Consider the following 11,289-nt stretch of genomic DNA (forward strand, 5'->3'; position numbering starts at 1 on the left):
TTTTCACAGCTTCGGGATTATCACGCATGCTTGCTTTTCTTAAGAAATGGGCAGTCTTCCTGCTGGTAACGCTGGCCGCGTCGGCGAGCGCCTATTCTGCACCAAAAACCGTGCTCGTGGTGGGTGACAGCCTGTCGGCCGAATACGGCATCGCGCGCGGGGCGGGCTGGGTCTCGCTGCTGGAGCAGAAGCTCAAGGCCGAGAAGGTCCAGGCCAGGGTCGTCAACGCCAGCATCAGCGGCGAGACCACCAGCGGCGGCCGGGCGCGCCTGCCCGCCCTGCTCGGCCAGCATCGTCCCGACATCGTCGTGATCGAACTGGGCGCCAACGATGGCCTGCGCGGCCTGCCGGTGACTTCCGCGGAAGCCAACCTGCGCGCCATGGTGGCCATGTCAAAGGACAAGAAGGCCGAAGTCCTCCTGGTCGGCATGCGCATGCCGCCGAACTACGGCCGCGCCTATACCGAAAAATTCTTCGACATGTTCAAGAAAGTGTCGACCGAGACCAAGTCGCCGCTGGTGCCCTTCATGCTGGAAGGCGTGGCCGACAAGCCGGCCCTGTTCCAGCAAGACCGCCTGCACCCGCTGGCCGACGCCCATCCGATCATCCTCTCCAACATCTGGCCGCAGTTCGCCTCGCTCATCAAGAAACAATGAAATACCCTGCTGTCCTCGGCTTCGCCGACATCCTGCCCGAGCTCGACCAGTTCGACACCATCATCGACGCGCGCAGCGAGTCGGAATATGCGCTCGATCACATTCCCGGCGCGATCAGCTGCCCGGTTCTGAACGACGAGGAGCGCGTGCGCGTCGGCACCCTGTACAAGCAGGTGGGCGCGTTCGAGGCCAAGAAAGTCGGCGCGCCGCTGGTGGCCGCGAACGTTGCGCGCCACATCGAGGCCCTGTTCGCCGACAAGCCGCGCGACTGGAAGCCGCTGGTCTACTGCTGGCGCGGCGGCAACCGCAGCGGCGCGATGGCGCACATCCTGGCCAAGATCGGCTGGCCGGTGGTGCAGCTGGACGGCGGCTACAAGGCCTACCGCGCGCAGGTGGCGGCGGCCTTGTCGGAGCCGCCGGCGGTGGACTTCCGCGTGGTGTGCGGCACGACCGGCAGCGGCAAGAGCCGGCTGCTGGAAACGCTTGCGCGCGTGGGCGCCCAGGTACTGGACCTGGAACGCCTGGCCGCCCACCGCGGCTCGGTGCTGGGCCACCTGCCGGACGAACCGCAGCCGACCCAGAAGATGTTCGAAAGCCAGATGTGGGACCAGCTGCGGCGCTTCGATTTGTCGAAGCCGGTATTCGTGGAATCGGAGAGCAAGAAGGTCGGCAACCTGCGGGTGCCGGACGCCGTGATGGAGCGCATGCGCGCCTCGCCCTGCATTTCGCTCCAGCTGTCGCGGCCGAACCGCGTGCGGCTGCTGATGGAGGATTACACCCACTTCTGCGCCGATCCCGCGGCGCTCAACGGGCAGCTGGAGCACCTGGTGCAGCTGCACGGGCGCGAGAAGATCGATGCCTGGCACGAGATGGCCAGCGGCGGGCGGATGGCGGAGCTGGTGGACCAGCTGCTGGTGGAGCATTACGATCCGGCGTATCTGCGTTCGATCGACCGGAATTTTGTGCAGTATCCGCAGGCGCGGGTGGTGGAGCTGAGCGATATTGCGCCGGGAGACTTCGAAGCCTTGGCAAAGGCGCTGCACGCGGCATAAACAAGTATTGTTAGCCCGTCGTTCCGGCGAAGGCCGGAACCTAAGTTTTACGCGCCGCCGTTAGCGTCCGAGTTTAGCCGTGCGGCACGCGAACAAACTTGGGTTCCGGCCTTCGCCGGAACGACGGAATAGTGGCGCAGGTTTGAAATACGTCTCTCGTCATGCATACATTCAAAAGACAAAAAGCCCGGCCTGCTCACGCAGCCGGGCTTTTTTTCAGCCGTGTTACTTACTCGGCCTTGGTCTGCGCAGCCTTGGCATTGACCTTGGCCTTCGCCTTGACCTTCAGGGCCTCGATGTAGTTCACCATCTCCTGCTGACCCACGATGCCGGCGATCTGCTGCGCTTCCTGCTCGCGGCGCGCCTGGTCAGGCTGGGCCGGCTGCGACACCTTGCCGATGCGATAGACCGCATAGCCCTGGCCCGGCAGTTCCACGCCCACATAGGCCGGCAGCTTGCTCACGTCGGCCTTCAGCGCGGCGATCGCGCCGGTCGGGTTGAACGGCGGCTCCTTGGTGCGCGAGACGATCTTCGCTTCGCCGAAACCGGCCGCATCGCCCGAGGCCTTGACGGCAGCCAGTTTCTGCTCGCCGGCGGCGCGCGCCAGGCGGGCGGCTTCTTCGATGGTCACGCGCTGGCGGATCTGCGCTTCGACGTCGGCCAGCGGACGCTTGGTCGCCGGGCGGAACTCGAGCACGCGGCCCGACACCAGCACGCTCGGCGCCACTTCCACGGCTTCGGTGTTGCGCTTGTTCTTCACCGCGTCCACGCCGAACAGCGCGGTCAGGAACTTCTCGTTGTTGACCGGCGAGTCGCCCAGGGCCGGATTCGGCTTGCGGGTCAGGTTGTCGACGGTCTGGACTTTCAGGCCCAGCTTGTCGACGACCGGCTTCAGGCTGTCCGACTGCTCGTACACGGTGTTGCTGAAGGTCTCAGCCAGCTCCGAGTACTTCTTCGACATCTTCTGCTTCTTCAGGTCGGCGACGATCTCGTCCTTGGCAGCCTCCAGCGGCTTTTGCGAAGCCGGCTTGACCGAGGTGACCTTGATCACGTGCCAGCCGAACTCCGACTGCACCAGGTTGCCGATCTCGCCTTCCTTGAGCGCATAGATCGCGTCTTCGACCGGCTTGACGAACAGGCCCTTCTCGACCACGCCGAGGTCGCCGCCAGCCTGGGCCGAGCCCGGGTCTTGCGACTGCGCCTTGGCGACGGCGGCGAAGCTGGCCGGGTTCTTGCGCACTTCGGCCAGCGCCGCCTCGGCCTTGGCCTTGGCTGCAGCCTGGTCGGCGGGCTTGGCGTCGCGCGGCACGGTGATCAGGATGTGGCTCGCGGTGCGCTGCTCCGGCGTGATGTAGGACTTGAGGTTCTTGTTATAGTACTCGGTGACTTCGGCGTCGCTCACCTGCACCTGGCTCTCGACCACCGACTGGTCGAACACCACGTACTCCGCCTTCACCTGCTCAGGAATCTGGAACAGCGCGGCGTTCTTGTCGTAATAGGCCTTGACCATGTCGTCGGTGACTTTCACCTGCGGCAGGAAGTTCGTGATCGGGAAGACCAGTTCCTGGACTTCGCGTTCCTGGTCGTTGATGTTCGACAGGCGCGAGGCCACGCTGCGCGGAGCGAAGGCGGTGCCCTGGATCGCGCTCGACAGCTGCTCGGCTGCCAGGTCGCGCGCCAGGCGCTGCTCGAACATCGGACGAGTCATGCCCTGCGACGCGGCGAAGGCCTTGTAGGCCTCGCCATCGAGGGTGCCGTCGGCCTTGCGGAAGCCCGGAATCTCGAGCAGGGTGTTCAGCAGCGACTGGTCGCTGACCGTCATGTGGTTGCGATTGATCTCGGCGTTGAGCGCGCGCTCGGCCACCAGGTTGTTCAGCACGGCCTGCTTGGCTTCCGGCGTTTCGAACAGCTTCTGGTCGAACTGGGCGCCCATCATCTGGCGCGCACGGTCGATCTGGCGGCGCTGTGCGTCGTCCCATTCCTGCTGGGTGACCTTCTGGCCGGCCACGGTGGCCACGCCCTCGTTGGCACTGCCGCGGTCCTGGTAGCTCTCGAGTCCAACGAGCACGAACGACGGCACGATCAGCAGCAGCAGTGCGCCCTGCATCACGCGCTTGTTGTTACGGACAAAATCAAACATGGTCAGCCTATCAAGCTTGAAAATGCTTTAACAGCACAGTTTAAAAAAAAAGGCGAACTTGCGTTCGCCTCTTCTGGTCTCCCGGGCTCCTTGCGGAGTGACCGGGCTTATCTGAATTCTGGCGGAGCGGACGGGGCTCGAACCCGCGACCCCCGGCGTGACAGGCCGGTATTCTAACCAACTGAACTACCGCTCCAGATTGTGATGTGATGGTTGGCGGAGCGGACGGGGCTCGAACCCGCGACCCCCGGCGTGACAGGCCGGTATTCTAACCAACTGAACTACCGCTCCAACATTTCTCACTTCACTGCGCACCGCTTGGTGAAACGCGAGAGGCCCGCATTTCCAGCCCACGGCTCAATGAAGAGCCGCTGGCACCTTCTGGTGCACTTCTTCGCGTGTCATCGCGAAGAAGGCATTAGTTTACAGCATCTTTTAACGCTTTACCAGCCTTAAATTTCGGAACCTTCGCTGCCTTGATCTTGATGGGTTCCTTGGTGCGCGGATCGCGGCCGGTACGCGCTGCGCGCTCACCCACCGTGAAGGTGCCGAAGCCGACCAGCGTGACGCTGTCGTTGTTCTTCAGGCTGGTGGTCACCGCTTCGATCATGGCGTCGAGTGCGCGCGTCGCCGAGGCCTTCGTAATGTCCGCGGACTTCGCGATTTCTTCGATCAGTTCTGTCTTGTTCACTCGTTTCCTCGTTAATCCGTTTCCGGCGCCGCGGCGCCGGACCTGCAAAAGTGCAGGGCGTATTAAACAAGGGCAACATTGGTCTGTCAAGCAACAACGGCTGAGCGGGGGCTCGGTTGCGGAAAAGCGTCAAGGAAAATTGCACGGTTTAGCAGACCGCCCTGCCCGTTTAGTTCGGTAGAATCTCCCCTCCGTCGTTCCCGCGCAGGCGGGAACCCAATTCCCCCGGTCAGTGAGGAAAGCACCCGTTGTCGGATGGGCGTCAAACTTGGATTCCCGCCTTCGCGGGAAAGACGGTTTTACGGATACGGGTTGAAGTCGAATGGTGTGATGTGCATGCACCAAAAAAACAGGCGCCACATGGGCGCCTGTTCTAGCGGTCATTGAAACCGATCAGTGCTTGACGACTTCGCCTTGCGCGTCGCTTGCAGCCGGGGTGACAGCAACTGCCGACACTTCCACCAGCGGCTCAGGCTGACGCTCCAGCGCAACCTCCAGCACCTTCTCGATCCAGCGCACCGGCACGATCTCGAGCTTGTTCTTGACGTTGTCAGGAATCTCAGCCAGATCCTTCACGTTCTGCTCGGGAATCAGGACCGTCTTGATGCCGCCGCGGTGCGCCGCCAGCAGCTTCTCTTTCAGGCCGCCGATCGGCAGGACTTCGCCGCGCAGGGTGATCTCGCCCGTCATCGCCACGTCGGCGCGCACCGGGATGCCGGTGAAGGCCGAGACCAGCGCCGTCGTCATGCCGATACCGGCCGACGGACCATCCTTCGGCGTCGCGCCTTCCGGCACGTGGATGTGGATGTCGGTCTTCTCGAAGGCCTCGGCCTTGATGCCGAAGCGCTGCGCGCGGCTGCGCACCACGGTGCGGGCTGCCTCGATCGATTCCTTCATCACGTCGCCCAGGGTGCCGGTGCGGATGATCCCGCCCTTGCCCGGCACGTTCACAGCTTCGATGGTCAGCAGGTCGCCGCCCACCTCGGTCCATGCCAGACCCACCACCTGGCCGATCTGGTTTTCCTTTTCGGCCATCCCGAAGTCGTAGCGGCGCACGCCCAGGAACTTGTCCAGGTTCTTGCTGTTGACCAGCACGCGCTTGTCGCTCTTCTTCAGCAGCAGCATCTTGACCACCTTGCGGCAGATCTTCGACACTTCGCGCTCGAGCGAACGCACGCCGGCTTCACGGGTGTAGTAACGGATGATGTCGCGGATCGCCGACTCGTCGACCTTGATCTCGTCTTCCTTCAGGCCGTTGTTCTTGATCTGCTTCGGCAGCAGGTAGCGCTGCGCGATGCTGGTCTTCTCATCCTCGGTGTAACCCGACAGGCGGATCACTTCCATACGGTCGAGCAGCGCCGGCGGAATGTTGAACGAGTTCGAGGTCGCCACGAACATCACGTCCGACAGGTCGAAGTCCACCTCGATGTAGTGGTCCGAGAACGTGTGGTTCTGGGCCGGATCCAGCACTTCGAGCAGGGCCGACGACGGGTCGCCGCGGAAGTCCGCGCCCATCTTGTCGATCTCGTCGAGCAGGAACAGCGGGTTGCGCACGCCTACTTTTGAGAGCGACTGCAGCACCTTGCCCGGCATCGAGCCGATATAGGTACGGCGGTGGCCGCGGATCTCGGCTTCGTCGCGCACGCCGCCGAGGGCCATGCGGACGTACTTGCGGCCGGTCGCACGTGCGATCGACTCGCCCAGCGAGGTCTTACCCACGCCCGGAGGACCGACGAAGCACAGGATCGGGGCCTTCAGCTTGTCGACGCGCTGCTGCACCGCGAGGTACTCGAGGATGCGTTCCTTGATCTTTTCCAGACCGTAGTGATCCGACTCCAGCACTTGCTGGGCCTTCTCCAAATCGATGGTGACCTTGGTCTTTTTCTTCCACGGCAGGCCGACCAGGGTGTCGATGTAGTTGCGCACCACGGTGGCTTCGGCCGACATCGGCGACATCAGCTTGAGCTTGCGGATTTCGGCCTGCGCCTTTTCCAGTGCCTCTTTCGGCATCTTGGCGGCGATCACTTTCTTTTCGAGCTCTTCGATGTCGGCGCCTTCTTCGCCTTCACCCAGCTCTTTCTGGATAGCCTTGACCTGTTCGTTCAGGTAGTACTCGCGCTGCGACTTCTCCATCTGGCGCTTGACGCGGCCACGGATGCGCTTTTCGACCTGCAGGATGTCGAGTTCGCCTTCAAGCTGGCCGAGCAGGTGCTCCAGGCGCTTGGCGACATTGAAGATCTCCAGGATGACCTGCTTCTGCTCGAGCTTGAGCGGCAGGTGGGCGGCCACGGTGTCGGCCAGGCGGCCGGCGTCGTCGATGCCGGCCAGCGAAGCCAGGATCTCGGGCGGGATCTTCTTGTTCAGTTTGACGTACTGGTCGAACTGCTGGACGATCGCACGGCGCATCGCCTCGACTTCGGAATCGTCGCCGATTTCCGAGGACAGCGGGGTCAGCTGGGCCGTGAAATGGGTCGCGCCATCGGTGATGGTATCGATGCGCGCACGCTGGGCGCCTTCGACCAGCACCTTCACGGTGCCGTCGGGCAGCTTCAGCATTTGCAGAATATTGGCCACGCAGCCGATCTCGTAGATGTCTGCGGCGGAAGGTTCGTCCTTGGCGGCGGCCTTTTGAGCAGCCAGCATGATGCTCTTGCCCTGCTCCATCGCGGCTTCCAGCGCCTTGATCGATTTCGGACGGCCGACGAACAGAGGTATCACCATATGCGGAAACACGACCACGTCGCGCAACGGCAGGAGGGGCAGCGTCGTTTGCTCGGTTAATTTGGAAGTTGTCATGGCATACCTTATAGAAAGCGTGTTGCTGAACTTGGGCACTCACGGCGAAAACTCAAGATGCGCGCCGTGAAAAATATTTTCTACAAGTAAAAGTACTTGATGCGAAAACTAGCCGTTCTAATAAAAGCCGCGGTGTGAAATGAAAAAGCCACCACGCGGGGTACCGCGAGTGGCTTTTCGATTGAAGCCTGCGTCTTTTATTGAGATCAGTTTTACCGATATGAGTCTGCGCGGCAAGCGTTTTGTTGCGTGCGTGCAGGCTTTTTTCAGTTTTCCCCAGATGCTTTCGGCGTTTCGCTGTAAATCAATAAAGGTTTTGCGGCATTCGTGATCGTATTTTCATCGATCACCACTTTGACGACATTCTGCTGGCTTGGCAATTCGTACATGACGTCCAGCAGCGCGTGTTCGAGAATCGAACGCAGGCCACGGGCGCCGGTCTTGCGCGCCAGCGCCTTGCGGGCGATCGCGTGCAGGGCCGCAGGACGAATTTCGAGCTCGGCGCCTTCCATTTCAAGCAGCTTCGAGTATTGCTTGATCAGCGCGTTCTTCGGTTCGATCAGGATCTGGATCAGGGCCTCTTCGGTCAGCTCGCTCAGCGTGGCGACCACAGGCAGGCGACCGACCAGTTCCGGGATCAGGCCGAACTTGATCAGGTCTTCCGGCTCGGCTTCGAGCAGGATGTCGCTGTTGGAACGCTCGTTCTGGCTCTTCACCGAGGCCGAGAAACCGATGCCGCTCTTTTCCGAACGGTTCTGGATGATCTTGGCCAGGCCGTCGAAGGCGCCGCCGCAGATGAACATGATGTTGGTCGTGTCGATCTGCACGAAATCCTGGTTCGGATGCTTGCGGCCGCCCTGCGGCGGTACCGAAGCCATGGTGCCTTCGATCAGTTTCAGCAGGGCCTGCTGCACGCCCTCGCCCGACACGTCGCGGGTGATCGACGGATTGTCGGACTTGCGCGAAATCTTGTCGATCTCGTCGATGTAGACGATGCCGCGCTGGGCCTTTTCGACTTCGTAGTTGCAGCTCTGCAGGAGCTTCTGAATGATGTTCTCGACGTCCTCGCCGACATAGCCGGCTTCGGTCAGGGTGGTCGCGTCGGCGATCACGAAGGGAACGTTGAGCATGCGCGCCAGGGTCTGGGCCAGCAGGGTCTTGCCGGAACCAGTCGGGCCGACGAGCAGGATGTTGCTCTTGGCCAGTTCGACATCGTCCTTCTTGCCCAGGTGCTTTAGGCGCTTGTAATGGTTGTACACCGCCACCGACAGGATGCGCTTGGCCGTCTGCTGGCCGATCACGTACTGGTCGAGCAGTTCGGTGATTTCGTGCGGCGTCGGCAGGTCGGACTTGGCGCCCGCCACCGACTCGACGTTCGAGGTTTCGTCGCGGATGATGTCGTTGCACAGGTCGATGCATTCATCGCAGATGAACACCGACGGTCCCGCGATCAGCTTTTTGACTTCGTGCTGGCTCTTTCCGCAGAAAGAGCAGTACAGAAGTTTCTCGCCGCTGGAGGATTTTTTGTCTGACATGGGGCAGGTTTCTATTGAATTGCTATGAATATAACGCTAATACGGAGACGCAACAAGTGCGCTGGCGCACATAATACGAGCATATGCCCGGTGCGTTGCGCCGTCCATGAACTATGCTACCCGAAATAAAAACGAAACGCCCGAACGTGTTCGCGCCCGGGCGTTTTTTGGCAACAGTACAGTCGGTATGGCGAACCGGAGCCCGTCAGCCGCGGCTCGACAGCACCCGGTCGATCATGCCGTACTCGACGGCTTCCTCGCCCGACATGAAGCGGTCGCGGTCGGTATCCTTGTGGATCTGCTCAACCGTCTGGCCGGTGTTCTCGGCCATGATGCGCGCCAGACGCTCGCGCAGGTACAGGATTTCCTTGGCCTGGATCTCGATGTCCGAAGCCATGCCCTGCGAACCGCCGGACGGCTGGTGAATCATGATGCGCGAGTTCGGCAGCGAGAAACGCTTGCCCTTGGCGCCGGCGGCGAGCAGGAACGCGCCCATCGACGCGGCCAGGCCCGTGCACAGCGTGGAGACGTCCGGCTTGATGAAGTTCATCGTGTCGAAGATCGCCAGGCCCGCCGAAACGGAACCGCCCGGGGAGTTGATGTAGAGCGAAATGTCCTTGTCCGGATTCTCGCTCTCCAGGAACAGCAGCTGGGCCACGATGAGGTTGGCCATCTGGTCGTTGACAGGGCCGACCAGGAAAATCACGCGCTCCTTGAGGAGGCGCGAGTAGATGTCGTAGGCGCGCTCGCCGCGGCCACTCTGTTCGATCACCATCGGCACCATGCCCAGTGCCTGTGTATCCAATGCCGGATTTCGAATCATACCTGTCTCGTTCCTTATAAAGGGAAAGCCTAAGGGAAAAAAGCCGGCCACGAAGGCCGGCAATCTTCAATTACGCCTGGGGCATCGAGCCCATCAGTTCATCGAAAGCGATGGTCTTGGTGGAGACCTTCGCCTTGCCAAGCACATAGTTAACGACGTTTTCTTCCAATACAAGAGCTTCCACTTCGCCCAGGCGGCGACGGTCGCTGTAATAGTACTTCAGGACTTCCTTCGGATCTTCGTAGCTCTGCGAGAAGTCTTCGATCTGCGCCTTCACCTGATCCTGGGTGGCTTGCAGGTTGTTGTCGCTGACCAGTTGCGACAGGATCAGGCCCAGGCGCACGCGGCGCTCAGCCTTGTCCTTGAACATCTCTGCCGGGAACGGCAGGTTCTTGACGTCCATGCCGCGCTGGGCCATGTCCTGGCGGGTCATCTCGGCCAGGCGCTCCGCGTCCTGGTCGATCATAACCTTCGGCACGTCCAGTTCGGTCGACTTGACCAGGGCGTCCATCACGGCTTCCTTGTTGCGGGCCTTGACGCGCGCCTTGACTTCGCGCTCCAGGTTAACCTTGATGTCGTCGCGCATCTTCTCGACGGAACCGTCTTCGATGCCCAGCGACTTGGCGAACTCGGCGTCGACTTCCGGCATGTGCGCCCACTCGAGCTTCTTCAGGGTGATGGTGAACTCGGCGGTCTTGCCTGCCACGTCCTTGCCATGGTAGTCCTCAGGGAAGGCCAGCGGGAAGGTCTTGCTTTCGCCGACTTTCAGGCCGACGGTGGCGGCTTCGAATTCCGGCAGCATGCGGCCTTCGCCCAGCACGAACGCGTAGTTGTCGGCCTTGCCGCCGGCGAACTCGACGCCATCCAGGGTGCCGACGAAGTCGACGGTCACGCGGTCGCCGTTGGCGGCCACCGGCTCGCCGCCGGTGCCGTGCTCGCCTGCCTCACCCTTGGTGTGGTAGTGCACGCGCTGCTTGCGCAGGATGTCGATGGTCTTGTCGATCTCGGCGTCGGTCACTTCGGTGGTGACGGTTTCGACGTCGACGTTGGCCAGGTCGGCGATCACGACTTCCGGGTAGACTTCGAAGGTCGCGTCGAAGGCCAGCATGCCTTCCGGCGCGTCTTCTTTCGGTTCGATTTTCGGGAAGCCGGCAACGCGCAGCTCGTTCTCGTTGGCTGCCTCGTTGAACGCACGGCCGACCTTGTCGTTCAGGACGTCGGTCTCGATCTGGTAGCCGTACTGGGCAGCGACCATCTTCAGAGGCACTTTGCCCGGACGGAAGCCAGGCGCCTTCGCGGTCTTCGCCTGCTTCTTCAGGCGCTTTTCGACTTCCGTACGAACGTCAGCTACCGGGAAGGAGATGGTCAAGCGACGCTCGAGTTTACCGAGGGTTTCGACTGCAGTTGCCATTATAAAAATCGTCCAAAAAAATTAATTATTCGTGGTGCGAGGAGGGGGACTCGAACCCCCACACCATTGCTGGCGTCAGGACCTAAACCTGGTGCGTCTACCAATTTCGCCATCCTCGCGCAAGGATTGCATATTGCCACAAAAACAAAGGGCGCCCGACAGTGAAACCGGCCGCCCTGCACTCC

8 protein-coding genes and 3 tRNA genes are annotated in these 11,289 nt (G+C 61.6%); 2 read left to right on the forward strand and 9 right to left on the reverse strand.

Annotation, left to right across the window (positions count from 1 at the left end; genetic code table 11):
* Positions 1-26 precede the first annotated feature (26 nt).
* Together KBW95_RS19980 and mnmH are read left to right on the forward strand one after the other, a co-directional pair.
* Positions 27-656 carry an arylesterase gene (locus KBW95_RS19980; protein WP_211522746.1) on the forward strand — a complete coding sequence of 210 codons (630 nt, stop codon included), beginning with the start codon at positions 27-29 and terminating at the stop codon, positions 654-656.
* Complete coding sequence (gene mnmH, locus KBW95_RS19985; RefSeq protein WP_211522745.1) at positions 653-1,708, forward strand: tRNA 2-selenouridine(34) synthase MnmH; 1,056 nt, start codon at positions 653-655, stop codon at positions 1,706-1,708. Before KBW95_RS19980 ends, mnmH begins: the two co-directional genes overlap by 4 nt.
* 229 nt (positions 1,709-1,937) lie before the next feature.
* On the opposite strand, the gene KBW95_RS19990 is transcribed toward mnmH, so the two are convergent.
* From KBW95_RS19990 to KBW95_RS20030, 9 genes are all read right to left on the reverse strand, one after another.
* The gene (locus KBW95_RS19990; protein ID WP_211529166.1) at positions 1,938-3,848 is read right to left on the reverse strand and encodes a SurA N-terminal domain-containing protein; all 1,911 of its coding nucleotides are present in this window, start codon (positions 3,846-3,848) and stop codon (positions 1,938-1,940) included.
* A 119-nt stretch (positions 3,849-3,967) separates the two neighbouring features.
* A tRNA-Asp gene (locus KBW95_RS19995) sits at positions 3,968-4,044 on the reverse strand.
* Between the two features lie 18 nt (positions 4,045-4,062).
* Positions 4,063-4,139 (reverse strand) — tRNA-Asp (locus KBW95_RS20000).
* A 127-nt stretch (positions 4,140-4,266) separates the two neighbouring features.
* Positions 4,267-4,539, reverse strand: coding sequence for an HU family DNA-binding protein (locus KBW95_RS20005; protein ID WP_211518051.1), 273 nt, complete (start codon positions 4,537-4,539; stop codon positions 4,267-4,269).
* A 393-nt stretch (positions 4,540-4,932) separates the two neighbouring features.
* Positions 4,933-7,335 (reverse strand): endopeptidase La, encoded by a 2,403-nt coding sequence (gene lon / locus KBW95_RS20010; protein WP_211522743.1) that lies wholly within the window; start codon positions 7,333-7,335, stop codon positions 4,933-4,935.
* Positions 7,336-7,601: 266 nt separating this feature from the next.
* Positions 7,602-8,870, reverse strand: coding sequence for an ATP-dependent Clp protease ATP-binding subunit ClpX (clpX, locus tag KBW95_RS20015; RefSeq protein ID WP_211522742.1), 1,269 nt, complete (start codon positions 8,868-8,870; stop codon positions 7,602-7,604).
* A gap of 205 nt (positions 8,871-9,075) precedes the next feature.
* Positions 9,076-9,693 carry an ATP-dependent Clp endopeptidase proteolytic subunit ClpP gene (clpP, locus tag KBW95_RS20020; RefSeq protein ID WP_307727484.1) on the reverse strand — a complete coding sequence of 206 codons (618 nt, stop codon included), beginning with the start codon at positions 9,691-9,693 and terminating at the stop codon, positions 9,076-9,078.
* A gap of 70 nt (positions 9,694-9,763) precedes the next feature.
* Complete coding sequence (gene tig / locus KBW95_RS20025) at positions 9,764-11,104, reverse strand: trigger factor (RefSeq protein ID WP_211522741.1); 1,341 nt, start codon at positions 11,102-11,104, stop codon at positions 9,764-9,766.
* 32 nt (positions 11,105-11,136) lie between these two features.
* Positions 11,137-11,223 (reverse strand) — tRNA-Leu (locus KBW95_RS20030).
* Positions 11,224-11,289: the final 66 nt, after the last annotated feature.

The sequence above is a fragment of the Massilia sp. ZL223 genome (assembly GCF_018119395.1).
Taxonomy (GTDB): domain Bacteria; phylum Pseudomonadota; class Gammaproteobacteria; order Burkholderiales; family Burkholderiaceae_D; genus Telluria.

Bases quoted from the DNA above. Each gene is read 5' to 3' on its own strand.
- KBW95_RS19980 (WP_211522746.1), top strand. From the start codon at position 27: ATGCTTGCTTTTCTTAAGAAATGGGCAGTCTTCCTGCTGGTAACGCTG.
- mnmH (WP_211522745.1), top strand. From the start codon at position 653: ATGAAATACCCTGCTGTCCTCGGCTTCGCCGACATCCTGCCCGAGCTC.
- KBW95_RS19990 (WP_211529166.1), bottom strand. From the start codon at position 3,848: ATGTTTGATTTTGTCCGTAACAACAAGCGCGTGATGCAGGGCGCACTG.
- lon (WP_211522743.1), bottom strand. From the start codon at position 7,335: ATGACAACTTCCAAATTAACCGAGCAAACGACGCTGCCCCTCCTGCCG.
- clpX (WP_211522742.1), bottom strand. From the start codon at position 8,870: ATGTCAGACAAAAAATCCTCCAGCGGCGAGAAACTTCTGTACTGCTCT.
- clpP (WP_307727484.1), bottom strand. From the start codon at position 9,693: ATGATTCGAAATCCGGCATTGGATACACAGGCACTGGGCATGGTGCCG.
- tig (WP_211522741.1), bottom strand. From the start codon at position 11,104: ATGGCAACTGCAGTCGAAACCCTCGGTAAACTCGAGCGTCGCTTGACC.